The organism is Streptomyces longispororuber (assembly GCF_014656095.1).
Lineage (GTDB): Bacteria > Actinomycetota > Actinomycetes > Streptomycetales > Streptomycetaceae > Streptomyces > Streptomyces longispororuber.
Window position 1 is genome coordinate 1 of record NZ_BNBT01000001.1, and the last position, 21,896, is coordinate 21,896.

The following is a 21,896-nucleotide window of genomic DNA, read 5'->3' on the forward strand; positions in this document are numbered from 1 at the left end:
AGTTGACTGGTACTAATAGGCCGAGGGCTTGTCCTCAGTTGCTCGCGTTCACTGTGTTGGTTCTGAAACCACGAACAACCCCACACCCCTTGGTGGTGTGGTGCGGTCGTTCACAGTTTCATAGTGTTTCGGTGGTCATAGCGTGAGGGAAACGCCCGGTTACATTCCGAACCCGGAAGCTAAGCCTTACAGCGCCGATGGTACTGCAGGGGGGACCCTGTGGGAGAGTAGGACGCCGCCGAACTAAATGTGAGAGAGCTGGTCCCCGAACTTCGGTTCGAGGACCAGCTCTTTTTCGTTTTGTGTTACTTACCGTTCACGTTGCGCGATCACCATCCGTCCCATGGGGACTGAAGCGCTGCTGCGCGCAGCAGGGATAGGGACCGGGGACGAGGTCGTCGTGCCCGCGTACGGGAGTACCGCGGTCTCCGACGCCGTGGTGTCCGCGGGGGCCATACCCGTGTTCGCCGACATCGACCCGATGACGTACTGCCTCGACGTGGACGCCGTCGACGCGGTACGCACCGAGCGGACCGCGGCGGTCGTCGTCGTCCGGCGCTTCGGCCACCAGGCCGACATGCCCGGCATGCACGCGCTCGGGCAGCGGCACGCGCTGCTGGTGCTCGAAGAGGGCGAGCCCGACGCCACGTACGACGAGGCGCCACGGCGGCGGGCACACGCCGCGTACCTCACCGCGAGGCTCAACGGCGTGCACACGCCCGTCGGCGGGGACGGGCACAGCTACCAGCAGTACGTCGTGCGCGTGCCGGGCAACGGCCGGCCGGACCGGGACGCCTTCGCGCGGGTGCTGCGGGCCAAGGGCGTCGACTGCCGGGTTCCCGTGAAGACCCCGCTGCACCGCACGCCCACGTACTGGCGCGACGTGGAGCTGCCCGAGACCGAACGGGCCGCGGACGAGACGCTGGCGCTGCCGGTCGACGCCTGGCTGACACGACGTGAACTCCAGCGGATCGTCTCGGCGTGCAACGCGCTCGGAGGCTTGCTGCAGCCGGCGTTCTAGCGATCGGACCGGAGTGGTTCGAGACCCGCTCGTGGTCAGGTATGATCTATTCCGTTGCCGCGCGGGAAACCGCGCAAGGCGCAACTGGCCCCTATAGCTCAGTCGGTAGAGCGTCTCCATGGTAAGGAGAAGGTCAGCGGTTCGATTCCGCTTGGGGGCTCCGAGAGAAAAGGCCACCGCCTCGCAGGCGGTGGCCTTTTCCGTTGTGGCCTTTTCCGTTGTGAGGTCCCGCAGGACCGGCGGGACCCGGAGGCCCCGCGCCCGCGGGCTCAGTCCTGGCGCTCCGGGACCCGCATCGCCAGGATCGCCATGTCGTCCGACGGGGCGTCCGTCGCGAAGCGCTCCACCGCGCGCATGATCCGTGCCGCCACCGCGCCCGCCGTCAGGCCCGTACAGGTCGTCAGGACGTCCGCGAGGCCGTCGTCGCCCAGCATGCGGGTGCCCTCGCGGCGCTCGGTGACGCCGTCGGTGACGCAGAGCAGCACGTCACCCGGCTCCAGCGTCGCCGTCTGCTCGTACAGCTCCAGGTCGTCCATGACGCCGAGCAGCGGCTGCGGCTCCGCGTACGGCTCGACCGTGCCGTCCTGGCGCAGGCGCAGCGGCAGCGGATGACCGGCGCAGACGATCTTGAGGATGGCGGAGCCGTCGTCCTGCGGCCACAGCTCGCCGTACAGGAGGGTGAGGAAGCGGCTGCGGGCGCCCTCGTCGAGGATCGCCGCGTTCAGCCGCTCCAGGACCGCGGGGCCGCCGAAGCCCTCGCGGGCCAGCAGGCGCAGGGCGTGCCGGGCCAGGCCCGTGACGGCGGCCGCCTCGGGGCCCGTGCCGCACACGTCGCCGATGGCGAAGCCGTACGCGCCGTCGCGGATGGGGAACAGGTCGTAGAAGTCGCCGCCGACCTCGTTGCCCTCGCCGGCCGCGCGGTAGATGACGTCCACCTCCACGCCCGGGACCTGCGGCAGCCCGGGCGGCAGCAAGCTGCGCTGGAGGGACTGGCTGATGGCCGTGCGCTCCGAGTACAGGCGGGCGTTGTCCAGGGCGAGCGCGGCCCGGCGGGAGAGGTCCTCGGCGAGCTCCAGGATCTCCTGGCGGAAGTGCTCGTCGGAGGGCTTGCCCAGCGTGAGCATGCCGATGACGCGGTTGCGGGCGACCAGGGGCAGCACGACGGTCTCGCCGCCCACCGCGGACGCCGTGGACAGCGACGTGCCGATGCCCGCCGTGGTCGACATCGGCTCCCCGAGGCCCAGGCTGCGCATGGACGTCCGCAGCGCCGACTGGTGGGCGGCCTCGGAGGGCGCTGTCCAGACCCGGGCGCCCGGCGTGGGGACCGGTTCCGGCGGGGACACCTTCTTCAGCAGCGCCTTCAGGCCGTCGATGCGCTCCTCGTCCTCGTGCAGGACGTACGAGAGGTCCGGCTCGGAGGACTGGTCGGCGATGGTGTAGACGGCGCACCAGGTCGCGAGCGTGGGGACCGTCATCTGGGCCATCAGGGCCAGCGTCTGGTCGCGGTCGAGCGTGCCCGCGAGCAGGTCCGAGGCCTCGACGAGGAAGGAGAGGGAGCCACGGCGCAGCCGCTCCAGCTCGCTGATGCGGGCCGACTCCACGGCCAGGGCGATGCGGTCCGCGGCGAACTGCAGGCGCAGGGCCTCCTCGTTCGAGTACCGGTCGGGGATCTCGGCGGCGACGCCCAGGGAGCCCGTGAGGCGGCCCTCGACCTTCAGCGGGACCGTGACGACCGAGCGCATGCCGGTGCCCTTCAGGAGGGGCACCGCGTCCGGGACGGCCGTGAGGTCCTCGTGGACGGCGGGCATGCGGGCGGAGCCGTACCGGCCGGTTCCCGCCTCCACGGGGACGCGGGCGAAGCGCTGGCGGGCCGAGGGCAGGCCGGTGGAGGCCCGTACCTCCAGCTCCGTCTCGTCGTCCGTGGCCAGGAGCAGGAACGCCGCGTCGCCGTCGAGCATGTCCCGGGCGCGCTCGACGGTGCGCTGCAGCAGGCCGTCCAGGTCGTCGGGCGGGGGCGAGCCGATGAAGACCTCGAAGGAGTCCGGGGCGCCGGGCTCGCTGAGCACCCCGGGCTCGGGGGCCGGGCCGCGCAACGGGGTCTGCAGGACGGCCCGTTCGTCGTCGCGCACCAGGAGGCAGACCGTGGAGGGCTCGCCGTCGGTGTCGCGTACGCGCAGGTGCGAGGCGTAGACGGGGGTGACGCGGCCGTCGGCGTCGCGGATGCCGTAACTGCCCTCCCAGCGCGAGAGTTGCAGGGCGTCGGCGATGCCGGTGCTGGTGCCGGGGGTGTGCGGCCAGGCGGCGAAGTCCGTGAGCGGCTTGCCGACGACCTGCTCGGCGACGTACCCGAAGAGCTCCTCGGCGTCCTCGTTCCAGGCGGAGATGGCGCCCGTGCGGTCGATCTGGACGACGGCGACGCGGACGCGGCCGTCGGTGAGGGGCAGCAGCTCGGGCGCGAGCGACGGGCCGGCCGCGCGGGTGCCCACGGGCCGGTCCGGCAGGTCGAGTTGGAACCAGACCTGCTTGTGGGTCGGGGTGTAGTCGACGCCCCAGCGGGTGGCGAGCGCGGCGCAGAGCTGGAGGCCGCGGCCGCCCTCGCGGTCCGGGCTGCCCATGGTCGCGGGGGAGCTCTGCAGCGGGATCTCGCGCTCGGGGTAGTGGTCGGAGACCTCGATGCGCACCGCGTCGTCCGTACGCAGGCACTGGACGTCGGCGGCGGTGCCCGCGTGCACCACGGCGTTCGTCACCAGCTCGCTCGTCAGGACGACCGCGTCGTCGACGACGTCCGAGAACCCCCACCCCTGGAGGGTGTCCCGGACGAACGAACGGGCCGTCGCGACGGAACGCCCGACGGGTTCGAAAGTCGCAGCCGCGCGCGCGGTGATCACAGAGCTCCTCGTCCGTTGTCCCCCGGGAATCTGCAGTCCCATGGTGCGGCCGCCCCTCCGATGCCCGCTGTTATGTGTGCCACCGCCCTGGCCGGGCAGGACCGGGATGGTGGGACAGCCGGATGCCAGGTTACTTACCTTCGCCGTCCATGCTGATGCCGGTCGCCAGTGTTTCCGCCCGGAGGGTGTGCGGACGGTGTGCGAAGCTGCCGAACTGTTATGGCCTGGTTCGGCCATGGTGAAACACTGGGCAGGCTTGAGACGAAAGCCTGAGCAGTACGGTCGACCCTTCCGGGAGGGACACAGTGGAGTCTGGCGCTGCGACGCGGGGCAGTAAGACGCGCGCGAAGGACGGACGGTCCCTGAACGGGCAGCGCAAGCCACGCAACGGGACGACGGTCACGGTGGAGGCCGCGGCGCTCAACCGCCTCCTCACCGCGCTCGTGGCGATGCGGGACGGCAATTTCCGCAGGCGGCTCACGGTCACAGGCGACGACGTGATGTCGGAGATCGCCGCGGTCTTCAACGAGGTGGCCGACCGTAACCTCCATCTCACCGGAGAGCTGTCGCGGGTGCGGCGGACGGTGGGGCGTGAGGGCAAGCTCACAGAGCGGCTCCAGACGGGCGCCATGGAGGGCTCCTGGGCCGCCGCGGTCGACGCCGCCAACGACCTCGTCGAGGATCTCGTCCGGCCCGTCTCCGAAGTCGGCCGGGTACTCTCCGCGGTCGCCGAGGGCGACCTGGAGCAGCGCATGGAGCTGCGCGCGCACGGGCCGAACGGCGGCGGCCACCCGCTGCGCGGCGAGTTCCTGAAGGTCGGGCGTACGGTCAACAACCTGGTCGACCAGCTCTCCACGTTCACCGACGAGGTCACGCGGGTGGCCAGCGAGGTGGGCACCGAGGGCAAGCTCGGCGGGCAGGCCCGGGTGCGTGGCATGTCCGGCTCGTGGAAGGACCTCACGGACTCGGTCAACACGATGGCCTACCGGCTGACGGCCCAGGTGCGGGACATCGCGCTGGTGACCACGGCCGTCGCGAAGGGCGATCTGTCCCGGAAGGTCACGGTGCACGTGGCCGGCGAGATGCTGGAGCTGAAGAACACCGTCAACACGATGGTGGACCAGCTCTCCTCGTTCTCCTCGGAGGTCACCCGCGTCGCGCGCGAGGTCGGTACGGAGGGCGAGCTCGGCGGGCAGGCGCAGGTCCCGGGCGTCGCGGGCGTATGGAAGGACCTCACGGATTCGGTCAATCTCATGGCCGGCAACCTGACGGCGCAGGTCCGCGGCATCGCCCAGGTCACCACGGCCGTCGCCAACGGCGACCTGTCGCAGAAGGTGCGCGTGAGCGCGCGCGGCGAGGTGGCACAGCTCGCCGGGACGATCAACCAGATGACCGAGACGCTGCGGACCTTCGCCGACGAGGTGACGCGCGTCGCCAACGAGGTCGGCGCCGAGGGGCAGCTCGGCGGTCAGGCCAACGTGCCGGGCGCGGCCGGGACGTGGAAGGACCTGACGGACTCCGTCAACACGGTCTTCCGCAACCTCACGACGCAGGTACGGGACATCGCGCAGGTGACGACGGCGGTGGCGAACGGCGACCTGTCGCAGAAGGTCACGGTCGACGTCGCGGGCGAGATGCTCGAACTCAAGAACACCGTGAACACGATGGTCGACCAGTTGTCGTCGTTCGGTGCCGAGGTGACGCGCGTCGCGCGGGAGGTCGGCGTCGAGGGCGAGCTGGGCGGCCAGGCGCAGGTGCCGGGCGCGGCGGGCACCTGGAAGGACCTCACCGACTCGGTGAACACCGCCTTCCGCAACCTCACCGGACAGGTGCGCAACATCGCGCAGGTGACGACGGCGGTGGCGAACGGCGACCTGTCGCAGAAGGTCACCGTGGACGTCTCCGGCGAGATGCTCCAGCTCAAGAACACCGTGAACACGATGGTGGACCAGCTCTCGTCCTTCGCGGACCAGGTCACGCGGATGGCCCGGGACGTGGGCACCGAGGGGCGCCTCGGCGGTCAGGCCCGCGTGGACGGCGTGAGCGGCACCTGGAAGGAGCTGACGGACTCCGTCAACTTCATGGCGGGCAATCTGACCTCCCAGGTGCGCCAGATCGCCCAGGTGACCACGGCCGTGGCGCGCGGCGACCTCTCGCAGAAGATCGACGTGGACGCCCGCGGTGAGATCCTGGAGCTGAAGAACACCATCAACACCATGGTCGACCAGCTCTCCGCCTTCGCCGACCAGGTCACACGGGTGGCCCGCGAGGTGGGCACGGAGGGCAGGCTCGGCGGCCAGGCGCAGGTGCCGGGCGTCGCGGGCGTGTGGCGCGACCTCACGGACTCCGTGAACGGCATGGCCGGCAACCTCACCGCGCAGGTCCGCAACATCGCGCAGGTCGCCACGGCGGTCGCGCGCGGCGACCTGTCGCAGAAGATCGACGTGGACGCGCGCGGCGAGATCCTGGAGCTGAAGAACACCCTCAACACGATGGTGGACCAGCTCTCCGCCTTCGCCGAGCAGGTCACGCGCGTGGCCCGCGAGGTGGGTACGGACGGCATCCTGGGCGGCCAGGCCGAGGTGCAGGGCGTGTCGGGTACGTGGAAGGACCTGACGCAGTCCGTGAACGGCATGGCGAACAACCTGACGCTCCAGGTGCGCAACATCGCCGAGGTCACGACCGCCGTCGCCCGCGGCGACCTGTCCAAGAAGATCACCGTCGACGCGAAGGGCGAGATCCTCGAACTCGTCACGACGGTGAACACGATGGTCGACCAGCTCTCCTCGTTCGCCGAGCAGGTCACCCGGGTCGCCCGTGAGGTGGGCACCGAGGGCAAGCTGGGCGGCCAGGCCCGCGTCCCCGGCGTCACGGGCATCTGGAAGGACCTCAGCGACAACGTCAACCTGATGGCCAACAACCTGACCATGCAGGTGCGGAACATCTCCCAGGTCGCCGCCGCCGTCGCCAACGGCGACCTGACGAAGACGGTGACCATCGAGGCGCGCGGCGAGGTCGCGCAGCTCGCGGACACCTTCAACACCATGGTGAAGACGCTGAGTTCGTTCGCGGACCAGGTCACCAAGGTGGCCCGCGAGGTCGGTACGGACGGCATCCTCGGCGGCCAGGCCCGCGTCCCCGGTGTCTCGGGCACGTGGAAGGACCTCACCGAGTCCGTGAACGGCATGGCGTCCAACCTGACCGGTCAGGTCCGCAACATCGCGATGGTCACCACGGCCATCGCCAAGGGCGACCTCACCAAGAAGATCGACATCGATGCGCGCGGCGAGATCCTGGAGCTCAAGACGACCATCAACACCATGGTCGACCAGCTCTCGTCGTTCGCCGAGGAGGTCACGCGCGTGGCCCGCGAGGTGGGCACCGAGGGCCAGTTGGGCGGCCAGGCGCGCGTGCGGGACATCGACGGCACCTGGCGCGACCTCACCGAGTCCGTGAACGAGATGGCCGGGAACCTCACCCGGCAGGTGCGCGCGATCGCGGCCGTGGCCACCGCGGTGACCCGCGGCGACCTGAACCTGAAGATCGACGTGGACGCCGCCGGTGAGATCCAGGTCCTCCAGGACAACATCAACACGATGATCGCGAACCTCCGCGACACCACCCTCGCCAACAAGGAGCAGGACTGGCTCAAGGGCAACCTGGCCCGCATCTCCGGCATGATGCAGGGCCGTCGCGACCTGGAGGCCGTGGCCTCGCTGATCATGAGCGAGCTGACGCCGGTCGTCTCCGCGCAGCACGGCGCGTTCTTCCTCGCCGTGCCGACCGACGACGCGACCGACCCGGTCCGCGACGGCGACGCGTACGAACTGCGCATGCTGGGCAGCTACGGCTACTCGATGGGGTCGATGCCCACCTCGTTCCGGCCCGGCGAGGCGTTGATCGGCACGGCCGCCAAGGAGCGGCGCACGATCCTGGTGGAGAACGCGCCCTCCGGCTACCTGCGGATCGCCTCCGGGCTCGGCGAGGCGCCCCCGGCGCAGGTCATCGTCCTGCCGGTGCTCTTCGAGGGCAATGTGCTCGGGGTGATCGAGCTGGCGTCGTTCCAGCCGTTCACGCAGATCCAGAAGGACTTCCTCAGCCAGATCGCCGAGATGATCGCGACGAGCGTCAACACCATCAGCGTCAACCAGAAGACGGAGATGCTGCTGAAGCAGTCGCAGGAGCTGACCGAGCAACTGCGCGAGCGCTCCGAGGAGTTGGAGAACCGGCAGAAGGCGCTGCAGGACTCCAACGCCGAGTTGGAGGAGAAGGCCGCGCTGCTCGCCCAGCAGAACCGCGACATCGAGGTGAAGAACACCGAGATCGAGGAGGCCCGGCAGGTCCTGGAGGAGCGCGCCGAGCAGCTCGCGGTGTCGATGCGCTACAAGTCCGAGTTCCTGGCGAACATGTCCCACGAACTGCGGACGCCGCTCAACTCGCTGCTCATCCTCGCCAAGCTGCTCGCCGACAACGCCGAGGCGAACCTCACCCCCAAGCAGGTGGAGTTCGCCGAGACGATCCACGGCGCCGGTTCGGACCTGCTCCAGCTCATCAACGACATCCTCGACCTGTCGAAGGTCGAGGCGGGCAAGATGGACGTGAGCCCGACCCGGATCGCGCTCGTCCAGCTCGTGGACTACGTGGAGGCCACGTTCCGTCCACTGACCGCCGAGAAGGGGCTCGACTTCTCCGTACGCGTTTCGCCGGAGCTGCCCGCGACGCTGCACACGGACGAGCAGCGCCTGCTCCAGGTGCTGCGCAACCTGCTGGCCAACGCGGTGAAGTTCACCGACACCGGAGCGGTCGAGCTGGTCATCAGGCCGGCCGGCAACGACGTGCCCCACGCGATCCGCGAACAGCTCCTGGAGGCCGGTTCGCTGCGCGACCCGGACGCGGACGTGATCGCCTTCTCGGTGGCCGACACGGGCATCGGCATCGCGGCCAGCAAGATGCGGGTGATCTTCGAGGCGTTCAAGCAGGCGGACGGCACCACGAGCCGCAAGTACGGCGGCACGGGCCTCGGCCTGTCCATCAGCCGGGAGATCGCGCGGCTGCTCGGCGGCGAGATCCACGCGGCCAGCGAACCCGGCCGCGGCTCCACCTTCACGCTCTATTTGCCCCTGCACCCCAGCGAACTGCCCCCCCAGGGGTACGCCCAGCTCGCCCCGCCCACGGCCTCCGCGCTGCCGGCCCTGGAGGGCCTCGCCGAGACCGCCGACGGGGCGGCCCCCGAAGCCGCCGACGGGGCGGCCGCGCCGGCCGGGGCGACGGAGCCGTCCGCCGGGCCCGCCGCGCTGTTCCGGCGCCGCCGCCGGGCCGCGGCCGCGGAGCCCGCGGGGGAGGAGCCGCAGTCGGGTGCGGCCTCCGGGACGGGAGCGGGGGCGTCGGAGCAGTGGCAGGAGGGCGCCGCACAGGAGGCGGCCCCCCCGCGCGCGCGGTTCCAGTTCGACGGCGAGAAGGTCCTCATCGTCGACGACGACATCCGCAACGTGTTCGCCCTGACCAGCGTCCTGGAGCAGCACGGCCTGTCGGTGCTGTACGCGGAGAACGGCCGCGAGGGCATCGAGGTCCTGGAGCAGCACGACGACGTGACGGTCGTGCTGATGGACATCATGATGCCGGAGATGGACGGGTACGCGACGACCACGGCGATCCGCAGGATGCCGCAGTTCGCCGGGCTGCCGATCATCGCCCTCACCGCGAAGGCCATGAAGGGCGACCGGGAGAAGGCCATCGACTCCGGGGCCTCGGACTACGTGACGAAGCCGGTCGACCCCGACCACCTGCTGTCGGTGATGGAGCAGTGGATGCGCACGGAGTGAGGGGCTGCCACGCGGGTCGGGTGCCGGGGCCCGGGCCGGGGCCGGGTCAGAGGCCAGGGCCGAGGCCGGGACCGAGGGCTGATGCCGGGTGCCGGTGCCTGAGGAGGGTGTCCGGTGACGTGCCCGCCGAGTGCGTGCGGACTGACCGATGGTCGATGACGGGTGACCGATGGCCGATGGCCGATGACCGGTGACGCGGGTGACCGGTGACGCGGGTGACCGATAGCCGGTGTTCGGTGTTCGGCACCTCGTCGCGGCGGCCGCTGTCCGGTGGCCGGGTATCGCGCACCGCGCGGCTCGGAGACGTACGACCGCTGGGCGGTGCGGTGCCCGGGCGGCCGAGGGCGCGGCGCCCGCGGCGGGCCGTCAGCGTGCTGCCCGTCGGCGTGCCCTGCCCCCGCGGGCGGTCCGTCCGCAGGCCCTCCGTTCGCGAGTCCTCCGTCCGCGGGGCGGGCCCGGGAGCGTCCGGCGGGTGCCCGCCGTGCGCCCACGGGATGACCGCGGCCCGGTCCGCATGTCGCCCGGGAACCACGCGGCGGTCGTCCGGAGGGCCTTTAGAGACCTCGCGCAGGAGCGGGACCGCTACGCGGAGTTGCTGACAGAGTGTGGCCGACGCCGTGTAGAACCGCGGTATTCGGGGAACCTTCTGGTCCGCCACTGCGTTTCTGCTACGTGCACAGTGACATCGCGGTGACAGGGTGTGGCGACCGGCGGGGTGCGGCTACCATGACCGGCACAAGGACGGACGGCGCAAGGGAGTCGTCCCCTGGGGCGGCGCCCGGTGTACCGCCGGGGCGAGGAGGGCGGGCCATGGTGCAGAAGGCCAAGATCCTCCTGGTCGATGACCGGCCGGAGAATCTGCTGGCGCTGGAGGCCATCCTCTCTGCGCTCGATCAGACACTGGTACGGGCATCGTCCGGGGAGGAAGCGCTCAAAGCGCTGCTGACGGACGACTTCGCGGTCATTCTGCTGGACGTACAGATGCCGGGGATGGACGGTTTCGAGACCGCCGCGCACATCAAGCGGCGCGAGCGGACCCGGGACATCCCGATCATCTTCCTCACGGCCATCAACCACGGCCCGCACCACACCTTCCGGGGCTACGCGGCCGGCGCCGTGGACTACATCTCCAAGCCCTTCGACCCGTGGGTGCTGCGCGCGAAGGTCTCCGTGTTCGTCGAGCTGTACATGAAGAACTGCCAACTGCGCGAGCAGGCGGCCCTGCTGCGCCTCCAGCTCGAGGGCGGCGGCAAGGCGGCGGCCGAGGACACCAAGGAGCCGGCGGGTCTCCTCGCCGAGCTGTCCGCGCGCCTCGCCGCCGTCGAGGAGCAGGCCGAGGCGCTGTCCAAACAGCTCGACGACGACTCCGCCGACGCCGCGGCGGTCGCCACGGCAGCGCATCTCGAACGCAAACTCACGGGTTTGCGCAGGGCTCTTGACGCCCTGGAGCCGGGTACGGGCAGCGGCACTCCGTCGGTGCCGTCGCAAAACTGACGGAAGCGGCAGCGCCATCGACGGCAAGGGCCCGGGATCTCTCCGGCGCCCCGCCGCCCGGGGCGCGTCTGCAGACAACGCGTCACGGCACGCCCTGCCGTTCCTGCCGCCCCCACCGTTCCTGCCGTCCTCGCCGTCTCTGCCGTACTCGCTACCGTGCCTGACGTACCCGCTACCGTCCCTGCCGCCGCACTCGCTTCTCGTGAGCACCCGTCAGTTGGCCGCGCGCGTGCCCGGCGTCCGGCCCGGCGCGGCCCCGTCGAGCCCTGCCACCCCGCTGCCGCCCCGCTGGGAAACCCCGCTTCGAAGCCCCGTCAGCCCGCTTCCCACGGGTCCGCGTCAGCCCGGCGCCTTCACCCGGGCGACACAAACGGGTGAAGCGGTAGGCACACGTGTCCACCGTCGCCTCCCCCGGTAACCTCACACCCATGGCCTCACGTCAGCCCGCCGCCAAGAAGACGCCCGCGAAGAAGGCGGTCGCGCCGACCAAGGCTCCGGCGAAGAAGGCCGCTGCCGGGAAACCGCCCGCGAAGAAGGCCGCGGCGAAGAAGGCGCCCGTCAAGAAGGCCGCCGCGAAGAAGCCCGCCCCGAAGCCGGCGCCGAGCCCGACCAACGGCCTGTACCGCGTCATCCGCGCCATCTGGCTCGGCATCGCGCACGCCGTGGGGGCGATGTTCCGCGGCGTCGGGCGCGGCGCCAGAGGTCTGGACCCCGCCCACCGCAAGGACGGCCTCGCGCTGCTGCTGCTCGGCGTCGCGCTGATCGTCGCCGCCGGAACCTGGTCCAACCTGCGCGGCCCCGTCGGCGACCTCGTCGAGATACTGGTCACCGGCGCCTTCGGACGGCTCGACCTGCTGGTGCCGATCCTGGTGGCGGCGATGGCCATGCGCCTCATCCGGCACCCCGAGGAGGTCGACGCCAACGGCCGCATCGTCATCGGCCTCTCCGCGCTCGTCGTCGGCGTGCTCGGGCAGGTGCACATCGCCTGCGGCTCGCCCGCGCGCTCGGACGGCATGCAGGCGATAAGGGACGCCGGCGGGCTCGTCGGCTGGGGCGCGGCCACGCCCCTGACCAAGGCCATGGGCGACGTCCTCGCGGTCCCGATGCTGGTGCTGCTCACGGTCTTCGGCCTGCTCGTCGTCACCGCGACCCCGGTCAACGCCATCCCGCAGCGCCTGCGCGCGCTCGGCGTGCGCCTCGGCGTCCTCGAGGCCCCGGCGCAGGCCTACGAGTACGCCGACGCCGCCGAGTACGCCGAGTACGCCGACCTCACCGACGACGACGCGCGCTACGAGGAGCAGTGGCGCGAGGCGCTGCCCGCCCGCCCCCGCGGCCGCAGGAAGCCCGCGGGCGGCCCCGACGCGGCCTCCGCGGACCAGGCCGAGGCGGAGGCCCTGTCCAGGCGGCGCAAGCCCCGCCGGGCCGCCGCACAGCCCGATCCGGACCGCCCCATGGACGCCCTCGACCAGGCCGCCAGCGCGGCCACCACGCTCGACGGCGCGGTCCTGCACGGCATGCCGCCCTCGCCGCTGGTCGCCGACCTCACCCAGGGCGTCTCCGGGGACCGCGCGCAGCAGGCCCCGTCCGGGCCGGTACCGGACCCGACGGCGCCGGTGCCGCCCGCGCGCGGGACCGACGCCCGCCCCGGCAGGCCGGGCAGGAAGGGCGCCGCCAAGGAACCCGTGAGCACCGGCGTGCCCGACCTGACGAAGGCCGCACCGGACGAGCCGCGCGAGCTGCCCCCGCGCGCGGAGCAGCTCCAGCTCTCCGGGGACATCACGTACTCCCTGCCGTCCCTCGACCTCCTGGAGCGCGGCGGCCCCGGCAAGGCCCGCAGCGCCGCGAACGACGCGGTCGTGGAGTCGCTCACCACCGTCTTCAGCGAGTTCAAGGTCGACGCCGTCGTCACCGGCTTCACCCGGGGCCCGACGGTCACGCGCTATGAGGTCGAGCTGGGCCCCGCCGTGAAGGTCGAGAAGATCACCGCGCTCGCGAAGAACATCGCGTACGCGGTCGCGTCCCCGGACGTACGGATCATCTCGCCGATCCCCGGCAAGTCCGCGGTCGGCATCGAGATCCCGAACACCGACCGCGAGATGGTCAAGGTCGGCGACGTGCTGCGGCTCGCCGACGCGGCGGAGGACGCGCACCCGATGCTGGTCGCGCTCGGCAAGGACGTCGAGGGCGGCTACGTGATGGCGAACATCGCGAAGATGCCGCACATCCTCGTCGCCGGCGCCACCGGCTCCGGCAAGTCGTCGTGCATCAACTGCCTGATCACCTCGATCATGGTCCGGGCGACCCCGGAGGACGTGCGGATGGTCCTCGTCGACCCCAAGCGCGTCGAGCTCACCGCGTACGAGGGCATCCCGCACCTGATCACGCCGATCATCACCAACCCCAAGCGGGCCGCCGAGGCGCTCCAGTGGGTGGTCCGGGAGATGGACCTGCGCTACGACGACCTCGCGGCGTACGGCTTCCGGCACATCGACGACTTCAACCAGGCCGTCCGGGCGGGCAAGGTCAGCGCCCCCGAGGGCAGCGAGCGGGAGCTCAGCCCGTACCCGTACCTGCTGGTCATCGTCGACGAGCTGGCCGACCTGATGATGGTCGCGCCGCGTGACGTCGAGGACTCGATCGTGCGTATCACCCAGCTCGCGCGCGCGGCCGGCATCCACCTGGTGCTCGCGACCCAGCGGCCGTCGGTGGACGTCGTCACCGGCCTGATCAAGGCGAACGTCCCCTCGCGGCTCGCGTTCGCCACCTCCTCGCTCGCCGACAGCCGCGTCATCCTCGACCAGCCCGGTGCCGAGAAGCTCATCGGCAAGGGCGACGGGCTCTTCCTGCCCATGGGGGCGAACAAGCCGATCCGCATGCAGGGCGCCTTCGTCACCGAGGACGAGGTCGCGGCGGTCGTACAGCACTGCAAGGACCAGATGGCGCCGGTCTTCCGCGACGACGTCACCGTGGGCTCGAAGCAGAAGAAGGAGATCGACGAGGACATCGGCGACGACCTGGACCTGCTGTGCCAGGCGGCCGAGCTGGTCGTCTCGACCCAGTTCGGGTCCACGTCGATGCTCCAGCGCAAGCTCCGCGTCGGCTTCGCCAAGGCCGGACGCCTGATGGACCTCATGGAGTCGCGCAACATCGTCGGCCCCAGCGAGGGCTCCAAGGCGCGTGACGTCCTGGTGAAACCCGACGAGCTGGACGGAGTGCTCGCGGTGCTCCGTGGGGAGGCTCCCCAGTAGCCCGCGCCGACGTCCGCGGCACCGGGCCCGACCTCGTACGACGGCTGTGCGCGCGCCGGACGGGACCCGGTTCGCCCGTACGGCGGCCGAGCTCACCCGTACGGGACATCCGAGCAACCGTTTCCCTTCGGCGCACGTCCAGTTGAGGGAAAAGAGAAGCACCACGTTCCACCATCAGGACGTCCGGCCGTTCTGATGGCGTACAAAGTCCGTCCGCCCGGTTGCCCCACCCTTTCTCAGCCCCCCTAGACTGAATGTCCGGCAGGTGGCTACACGCTCGAAAGGCGCACCCGTGTCCATCGGCAACTCTCCTGAAGACGACCGCCCTTCAGACGACCGCCTCGCAGACGACCGCCCCGCTCAGCACGGGCCCGTGGACGGCCCCGCCCAGGAGCGCTCCGTCCAGGACCGCCCCTCGATCGGCAGTGTGCTGCGCCGCGCCCGCATCGACGCGGGGCTGAGCGTCGACGAAGTCAGTACGACCACCCGGGTGCGCATCCCGCTCGTGCACGGCATCGAACAGGACGACTTCTCCCGCTGCGGCGGCGACGTGTACGCGCGCGGCCACATCCGGGCGCTCGCCCGCGCGGTCGGCGCCGACCCCGAGCCGCTGATCGCCCAGTACGACGAGGAGCACGGCGGCGGCCCTCCGGCGCAGACGGCGGCCGCGCCGCTGTTCGAGGCCGAGCGGATCCGCTCCGAGCCGCGCCGGCCGAACTGGACCGCGGCCATGGTCGCCGCGATCGTCGCCGTGATCAGCTTCGTCGCGTACACCGCCTTCAGCGGCGGTGACGACGGCGACGGCGCCTCGCACCAGGTCGCCGAGGGTGCCACGCCCAGCCCCGGCAAGCCCACCGGCAAGCCGAGCCCGCCCAAGCCCGCCGACCCCAAGCCCGACCCGTCCGACAGCGCCATCGCCGGGGTGCCCCGGGACAAGGTCACGGTCAAGGTCGACGCCACCGACGGCCGTAGCTGGATCTCGGCGAAGGACCACAACGGCCGGCTGCTCTTCGACGGCCTGCTCCAGCAGGGCGAGTCCAAGACCTTCCAGGACAAGCAGAAGATCGACCTGGTGCTCGGCGACGCCGGCGCGATCAAGCTCTTCGTCAACGGCAAGCAGGTCGAGAACGAATTCGAGCCCGGCCAGGTCGAGCGCCTCACGTACACGAAGGGCGACCCGGAGGTCGGCTGACCGGCGCGCCCCGCCGCAGCGCCCGTCGCGGGCACCGGCAACCCTGGCGGCGGGCGCCGACGCATGGACGAAGTAGTCTTGAGACCATGCCCGAACGCCGCACCGTCGCCCTTGTCACGCTTGGCTGCGCCCGTAACGAGGTGGACTCGGAGGAGCTCGCAGGCCGCTTGGAGGCGGACGGCTGGGCCCTCGTCGAGGACGCCGAGAACGCGGACGTCGCCGTCGTCAACACCTGCGGCTTCGTCGAAGCCGCCAAGAAGGACTCCGTCGACGCCCTGCTCGAGGCCAATGACCTGAAGGGTCACGGCCGCACCCAGGCCGTCGTGGCCGTCGGCTGCATGGCCGAGCGCTACGGCAAGGAGCTCGCCGAGGCCCTGCCCGAAGCCGACGGCGTCCTCGGTTTCGACGACTACGCCGACATCTCCAACCGCCTCCAGACCATCCTGAGCGGCGGCAGTGTCGAGGCCCACACGCCGCGCGACCGCCGCAAGCTGCTGCCGATCAGCCCGGCCGAGCGGCAGGACGCCGGTGCTGAGGTCGCCCTTCCGGGGCACGCCCCGGTCGACCTGCCGGAGGGCGTCGCGCCCGCCTCCGGGCCGCGCGCCCCGCTCCGCCGCCGCCTGGGCGCGAGCCCGGTCGCCTCGGTGAAGCTCGCCTCCGGCTGCGACCGCAGATGCTCGTTCTGCGCCATCCCGTCCTTCCGCGGCTCGTTCATCTCGCGCCGCCCCTCGGACGTGCTCGGCGAGACGCGCTGGCTCGCCGAGCAGGGCGTGAAGGAGATCATGCTGGTCTCCGAGAACAACACCTCGTACGGCAAGGACCTCGGCGACATCCGCCTCCTGGAGTCGCTGCTGCCCGAGCTCGCCGCCGTCGACGGCATCGAGCGGGTCCGGGTCAGCTACCTCCAGCCCGCCGAGATGCGCCCCGGCCTGATCGACGTCCTGACGTCCACGGAGAAGGTCGCGCCGTACTTCGACCTGTCCTTCCAGCACTCCGCGCCCGGCGTGCTGCGGGCCATGCGCCGCTTCGGCGACACCGACCGGTTCCTGGAGCTGCTCGACACGATCCGGACCAAGGCGCCGCAGGCCGGCGTGCGGTCCAACTTCATCGTGGGCTTCCCCGGCGAGACCGAGGCCGACGTGGCGGAGCTGGAGCGCTTCCTCACCGGGGCGCGCCTCGACGCCATCGGCGTCTTCGGCTACTCCGACGAGGACGGCACGGAAGCGGCGACGTACGACGACAAGCTGGACCAGGACGTCGTCGACGAGCGGCTCGCGCGCGTCGCGCGCCTGGCCGAGGAGCTGACCTCGCAGCGCGCCGAGGAGCGCGTCGGCGAGCGCGTCGAGGTCCTCGTCGAGGCCGTGGACGACGAGGAGGGCGCCCTCGGGCGGGCCGCCCATCAGGCGCCCGAGACCGACGGCCAGATCCGTTTCGCCGACTCCGCCCCTGGGGACGGCCTGGAGATCGGCCGTATGGTCGTGGCAAAGGTCGTCGGCACGGAGGGCGTGGATCTGGTGGCAGAGCAGTGCGAGGTCGTCGAGGCCTCCGGCCGACCCCATGGCGCCGGTGAAGGGACGGTCAGATGACGCAGGTCCCGGCATCCGCGGCGGGCGGCTCCGGCGCGCCCGGCGCGAAGCCGGTGCGCGGCGGGAAGCTCGGCGCCGCCGCGATGGACCAGGCCAGTCTGTGGAACGTCGCGAACCTGCTGACCATGATCCGGCTGCTGCTCGTGCCCGGATTCGTGATGCTGCTGCTCGGCAACGGCGGGTACGACCCGGCGTGGCGCTCCTTCGCCTGGGCGGCCTTCGCCGTCGCCATGATCACGGACCTCTTCGACGGGCATCTGGCCCGTACGTACAACCTGGTCACGGACTTCGGCAAGATCGCCGACCCCATCGCCGACAAGGCGATCATGGGTGCCGCCCTGATCTGTCTGTCCTGGCTGGGCGACCTGCCGTGGTGGGTGACCGTCGTGATCCTCGGCCGCGAGCTGGGGATCACGCTGCTGCGGTTCTGGGTGATCCGCTACGGCGTCATTCCGGCCAGCCGCGGCGGCAAGATGAAGACGCTGGCCCAGGGCACGGCCGTCGGCATGTACGTCCTGGCGCTGACCGGGCCGCTGGCCACGCTGCGGTTCTGGGTGATGGCGGTGGCCGTCGTGCTGACCGTGGTGACCGGGCTCGACTACGTGAAGCAGGCCGTGGTGCTGCGGCGGCGCGGGAGGGCCGAGGCGGCCGCTGCGGCGGCCGGGGCCGAGGTGACCGCCGGGGTCACGGATGCGAGGGAGCCGGGAGCGGGGCAGTGACGTCCGAGGGACCTTCCAGGTACTCCGCGGAGCCTTCCGGGTACCCCGAGGAGCCTTTCAGTGGCTCTGAGGCGGCGCCTTCCGGGGTCGCGGCGGACGCCGTGGCCGGGCCCGGCGGGGTCGCGTCCGAGGTGCTGCGGCTGCTGACGGAGCGGGGCGAGACCCTGGCTGTCGCCGAGTCGCTGACGGGTGGCCTGGTGGCCGCCGAGGTGACGGGCGTGCCCGGGGCGTCCCAGGCCTTCCGGGGCTCCGTGACCGCGTACGCGACCGAACTCAAGCGGGATGTCCTCGGGGTCGACGGCGGTCTCCTGGCCGCACGCGGGGCCGTGGACGCCGAGGTGGCGTGTCAGATGGCCGCCGGGGTGCGGAAGCTGCTGGGAGCGGACTGGGGGATCGCGACCACGGGCGTGGCCGGGCCGACGCCGCAGGACGGCCGTCCTGTAGGGACGGTGTTCGTGGCGGTGGCCGGGCCGGGGCCGAGGGCGGGTACGCGGGGGGATGGGGCTCCTGAGGCCGGAGTGAGCTTTGAGGCTGAGGTGGGCAGCGAGGCTGGGGTGGGCTCCGAGGCCGGGGTGAGCTCCGAGGCCGGGGTGGGCTTTTTCACCCGGGCGGGTTCGGGCGCCGACGTGGTGTCTGAGCCCACGGAAAGCGCCCACGGGGCGGCGGAGAGCGCTCCTCGGGAGGCGGGCGTGAGCCCGGCGCCGGAGGCCGCTGCAGGGGGCACACAGGCCGTTTTCGGCCGCGCGGACGCTGTCGCCGGCGGTGCGGGTGCGGTTTCCGGGGCGGACGGGGAACGTTCCCCGCTTCGCTCTGAGGGGAAAGTGGCCGCTCTGCGGTTGAACGGAAACCGTACGGAAATCCGTATGGAGAGCGTCCGCGGCGTGCTAAGCCTGCTTCTTGAGCAGCTCACCGGCGAACGCGCCGGGAACGAGCGGGCACAGGATACGGAACAGAACGGGGGGACTTGATGTTTGCAGCCCTGAGTGAACACGACATCGCTCCCCGCACGGCCGCCGCGCGAGGCGGTACGGTGGGGCGTGAAGGATGCGGCTACGCGGTCCGAGGAGGGAGCCACCGATGATTCTGCTCCGTCGCCTGTTGGGTGACGTGCTGCGTCGGCAGCGCCAGCGCCAGGGCCGTACTCTGCGCGAAGTCTCCTCGTCCGCCCGAGTCTCACTCGGCTATCTCTCCGAGGTGGAGCGGGGGCAGAAGGAGGCTTCCTCCGAGCTGCTTTCCGCGATCTGCGACGCGCTTGACGTACGGATGTCCGAGCTCATGCGAGAAGTGAGCGACGAGCTCTCGCTCGCCGAACTGGCCGAGTCGGCCGCTGCCACGGAACCGGTGCGGGCACCGGTCCGCCCGATGCTCAATTCCGTCTCGGTGACCGGTGTGCCACCGGAACGGGTGACGATCAAGGCGCCTGCGGAAGCGGTCGACGTCGTCGCCGCCTGACGTGCAACGGCTGGGTGCCTGCTTGGTTGCCCGCCTGGTTGCTTGGTCGCCCGGTCGCTGCTTGACCGGGCTTCCGGCTATCTGATCATTCGGCTGTCCATTTCTTCGGCGGCCTGTCGGCTGCTTGTTTCGTCGGCTGCCTGTTTCGCCGACTGCCTGTGCGAGGTCGTCTGAGGTTCGGGCGATGGCCAATACGCGAGCAAGGCCCCGGCCGGGGTGTCCCGGCCGGGGCTTTTCGCTGTCTGCCGCGGTGTTCGGACGTCCGCCAGGGGGCGTGGCCGGGCGGGGCGCGGCCGTGGGGGGCGTCGTGGGGCGGGCTGTCGGCCGCGTTGTCGGCGGCGTTGTCCGAAGTGCCGTCCTCGGGGCCGTGCGCGATGGTGGAGGGGTGTTTGGTGCGCGGGCCCGGGGGCAGCCGTGCGCCCGGACACACCTGATGAACGTGAGCACCGGAGGTAGCCGATGTACGTCGTGAAGAGCCCGCTGTCCGACGACGACCTGAAGACGGTGGCCGATGCCCTGCAGGGCACGCTCGTGGATCTCGTGGACCTCTCCCTGGTCGCCAAGCAGATCCACTGGAACGTGGTCGGGCCGCGCTTCCGCTCCATCCACCTCCAGCTCGACGAGGTCGTGGACACCGCGCGCCAGCACACCGACACGGTCGCGGAGCGGGCCTCGACCCTCGGCGTCTCGCCCGACGCGCGGGCGGCCACGGTGGCCGCCAGCAGCGGTATCGGCGACGTCCCTGAGGGCTGGGTCAAGGACGTGGACGCGGTCGGGACGCTCGTGGACGCCCTCGGCGCGGTGATCACGCGGATGCGGGAGCGGGTGCAGGCCACGGACGAGCCGGACCCGGTGACCCAGGACCTCTTCATCCAGATCACGGCCGACCTGGAGAAGCACCACTGGATGTTCCAGGCCGAGAACGGGTAGCGGGCCGCGTCCGGTCCCTGCCCGTGCCCGCGTGCCTGTGCCTGTGCCTGGCCCTGTGCCCGCGTGCCCTGTGTGCCCGTGCTCGTGTGTCCGTGCCCGTGCGCTCGGGCGGCTGGACCGGTCCGTCCGTCCGTCCGTCGGCCGGTCGTCTGTCGGTCAGCCGGTTGTGGCCGTGAGCGGGCTGTGCGGGGTGCCGCGCGGGTGGTGGTGTGCCGTGCCGCCCGGGGCACGTACCGGGTCCAGCGTCGTCTGCGGGAGGTGACAGCCGTGGCGGGGCGCGTCCTGCGGTGGGCGCCGGCACTCGGCGTCACCGCGCTGTGGTGGTGGGCGGTGCTGCGCCTTGCGGTGGCCCGCGACGCCGGGGCCCTGGAAGGGGCCGTCGCCGCCGGCGGATGGGGGCTCAGCCTGCTTCCGGTGCACTGCGCGCCGCGGGAGCGGGCGCCGGGGGCGATCCGGCCGCGCCGGCGGAGGCAGGGGCGGAGGCCTGGCGAGACACTTGGGGGACCAGGGGTGTGAGGGGTGGCCGGGTGATGAGGGGCAGGGGCGCGGGGCGTCTGCACGGAGCGGGCGCTACTACCACGGGGCGCGGGGCGCCCGCGTGGAGCAGGCGCTGCTACCTAGGGGCGGGGCCTCCGCGGCGCTGCTACCAAGGCATGGCCACGCCGCCGTTGGGGCGGAGGATCTGGCCGGTGGTGAAGGCCGCGGCGTCCGACGCCAGGTGCAGCACGGCATGGGCGACGTCCTCGGGCGCGCCGACCCGGCCGAGCGGAGCCCTGCGGACGATGAGGTCCTCGGTACGGGCCCGGTCCGCCGCGTCGTGGCGAGCCGTCATCGGCGTACGGATCCAGCCCGGGGCCACCGCGTTGACGCGGATGCCGTACGGGCCCACTTCCGTGGCCAGCGTCTTCGTGAGCTGGACGACCGCGGCCTTGGAGACGCCGTAGCAGAGCAGGCCGGGGCCGCCGGTGTCCACGGCGCCGGACGCCATCGTGACGATGCTGCCGCCCCTGCCGCCCGCGATCATCACACGGGCCGCCGCCCGGCAGGCGTACAGGACGCCTTTGAAGTTCACGCCGAGGACCCGGTCGAGGTCCTCCTCGCGGGTCTCCAGGACCGGGCTGCTGTGCATGATCCCGGCGATCGCGGCCAGGACGTCGAGACGGCCCGTCGTCGTGGCCGCGCCGGCGACGGTCCGCTCCACCCGCGCCTCGTCGGTGACGTCCAGCACGTGCGGGTGCGCGGTGCCGCCGGCCGCCTCGATGCGCGCGGCCGTCCCGTGCAGGTCCGGCGCGTCCTGGTCGGCGCAGTGCACCGTGGCGCCCGCCTCCGCGAGCAGAACGGCAGTGGCACGCCCAATGCCGCTCGCCGCGCCGGTGACGAAGGCGGTGCGGCCGGTGAGGTCGTACGCCTTGAGGGGCATGGCGGGACCGTAGGACGGTTTCTGATGGGCCGTCAACTAGGGTGCGCGGAGAGGTGCGATCGGGGTGCCCTGCGGGCGGGCGGGCGGCCAGGTGCGTTGACGGGGCGTGGTCGGCCGGAGCTAC

General features: G+C 71.7%; 11 protein-coding genes, 1 tRNA gene, 1 rRNA gene and 2 pseudogenes. 13 read left to right on the forward strand and 2 right to left on the reverse strand.

The window, feature by feature from the left end; all coding sequences use genetic code 11:
- Positions 1-127 precede the first annotated feature (127 nt).
- The 3 genes from rrf (at position 128) to IE330_RS00015 (ending at position 1,181) form a co-directional block, all read left to right on the forward strand.
- Positions 128-244, forward strand: a 5S ribosomal RNA gene (gene rrf / locus IE330_RS00005).
- A 114-nt stretch (positions 245-358) separates the two neighbouring features.
- A complete protein-coding gene (locus IE330_RS00010; protein ID WP_190133788.1) occupies positions 359-1,021 on the forward strand; it encodes a DegT/DnrJ/EryC1/StrS family aminotransferase in 663 nt (220 codons plus the stop codon).
- 87 nt (positions 1,022-1,108) lie between these two features.
- A tRNA-Thr gene (locus tag IE330_RS00015) sits at positions 1,109-1,181 on the forward strand.
- Between the two features lie 109 nt (positions 1,182-1,290).
- On the opposite strand, the gene IE330_RS00020 is transcribed toward IE330_RS00015, so the two are convergent.
- Entirely contained in the window at positions 1,291-3,951 is a 2,661-nt protein-coding gene (locus IE330_RS00020; protein ID WP_229925220.1) for a SpoIIE family protein phosphatase, read from the reverse strand.
- A gap of 263 nt (positions 3,952-4,214) precedes the next feature.
- Here IE330_RS00020 and IE330_RS00025 point away from each other — a divergent pair, with 263 nt between their 5' ends.
- The 10 genes and pseudogenes from IE330_RS00025 to IE330_RS00070 all read left to right on the forward strand — a co-directional run bounded on the left by IE330_RS00025 (position 4,215) and on the right by IE330_RS00070 (position 20,352).
- Positions 4,215-9,731, forward strand: a complete 5,517-nt coding sequence (locus IE330_RS00025) for a HAMP domain-containing protein (RefSeq protein WP_190133683.1) — start codon at positions 4,215-4,217, stop codon at positions 9,729-9,731.
- An 810-nt stretch (positions 9,732-10,541) separates the two neighbouring features.
- Positions 10,542-11,225: a response regulator gene (locus IE330_RS00030; protein ID WP_190133684.1), complete on the forward strand. Its 684-nt coding sequence runs from the start codon at positions 10,542-10,544 to the stop codon at positions 11,223-11,225.
- Between the two features lie 428 nt (positions 11,226-11,653).
- Complete coding sequence (locus tag IE330_RS00035) at positions 11,654-14,473, forward strand: DNA translocase FtsK (protein WP_190133685.1); 2,820 nt, start codon at positions 11,654-11,656, stop codon at positions 14,471-14,473.
- Between the two features lie 292 nt (positions 14,474-14,765).
- On the forward strand, positions 14,766-15,665 hold the full coding sequence (locus tag IE330_RS00040; protein ID WP_190133686.1) for a helix-turn-helix domain-containing protein: 900 nt from the start codon (positions 14,766-14,768) through the stop codon (positions 15,663-15,665).
- Positions 15,666-15,751: 86 nt separating this feature from the next.
- Positions 15,752-17,251, forward strand: a complete 1,500-nt coding sequence (gene rimO, locus IE330_RS00045; protein WP_190133687.1) for a 30S ribosomal protein S12 methylthiotransferase RimO — start codon at positions 15,752-15,754, stop codon at positions 17,249-17,251.
- Positions 17,248-17,970: a CDP-diacylglycerol--glycerol-3-phosphate 3-phosphatidyltransferase gene (pgsA, locus tag IE330_RS00050; RefSeq protein WP_190133688.1), complete on the forward strand. Its 723-nt coding sequence runs from the start codon at positions 17,248-17,250 to the stop codon at positions 17,968-17,970. Before rimO ends, pgsA begins: the two co-directional genes overlap by 4 nt.
- A gap of 101 nt (positions 17,971-18,071) precedes the next feature.
- Positions 18,072-18,473: pseudogene (locus tag IE330_RS00055) on the forward strand (CinA family protein); the annotation flags it as partial.
- 312 nt (positions 18,474-18,785) lie between these two features.
- Positions 18,786-18,938 (forward strand): annotated as a pseudogene (locus tag IE330_RS00060) (damage-inducible protein CinA); the annotation flags it as partial.
- A gap of 109 nt (positions 18,939-19,047) precedes the next feature.
- Entirely contained in the window at positions 19,048-19,422 is a 375-nt protein-coding gene (locus IE330_RS00065) for a helix-turn-helix domain-containing protein (RefSeq protein ID WP_030688912.1), read from the forward strand.
- Positions 19,423-19,881: 459 nt separating this feature from the next.
- The gene (locus IE330_RS00070; RefSeq protein WP_190133689.1) at positions 19,882-20,352 is read left to right on the forward strand and encodes a Dps family protein; all 471 of its coding nucleotides are present in this window, start codon (positions 19,882-19,884) and stop codon (positions 20,350-20,352) included.
- A gap of 643 nt (positions 20,353-20,995) precedes the next feature.
- Here the strand turns inward: IE330_RS00070 and IE330_RS00075 are convergent.
- Positions 20,996-21,772 (reverse strand): SDR family NAD(P)-dependent oxidoreductase, encoded by a 777-nt coding sequence (locus IE330_RS00075; protein ID WP_190133690.1) that lies wholly within the window; start codon positions 21,770-21,772, stop codon positions 20,996-20,998.
- Positions 21,773-21,896: the final 124 nt, after the last annotated feature.

Coding starts and splice junctions, on each gene's coding strand:
- pgsA (WP_190133688.1), top strand. CDS start 17,248: ATGACGCAGGTCCCGGCATCCGCGGCGGGCGGCTCCGGCGCGCCCGGC.
- IE330_RS00030 (WP_190133684.1), top strand. CDS start 10,542: ATGGTGCAGAAGGCCAAGATCCTCCTGGTCGATGACCGGCCGGAGAAT.
- IE330_RS00020 (WP_229925220.1), bottom strand. CDS start 3,951: ATGGGACTGCAGATTCCCGGGGGACAACGGACGAGGAGCTCTGTGATC.
- IE330_RS00070 (WP_190133689.1), top strand. CDS start 19,882: ATGTACGTCGTGAAGAGCCCGCTGTCCGACGACGACCTGAAGACGGTG.
- IE330_RS00065 (WP_030688912.1), top strand. CDS start 19,048: ATGATTCTGCTCCGTCGCCTGTTGGGTGACGTGCTGCGTCGGCAGCGC.
- IE330_RS00075 (WP_190133690.1), bottom strand. CDS start 21,772: ATGCCCCTCAAGGCGTACGACCTCACCGGCCGCACCGCCTTCGTCACC.
- rimO (WP_190133687.1), top strand. CDS start 15,752: ATGCCCGAACGCCGCACCGTCGCCCTTGTCACGCTTGGCTGCGCCCGT.
- IE330_RS00035 (WP_190133685.1), top strand. CDS start 11,654: ATGGCCTCACGTCAGCCCGCCGCCAAGAAGACGCCCGCGAAGAAGGCG.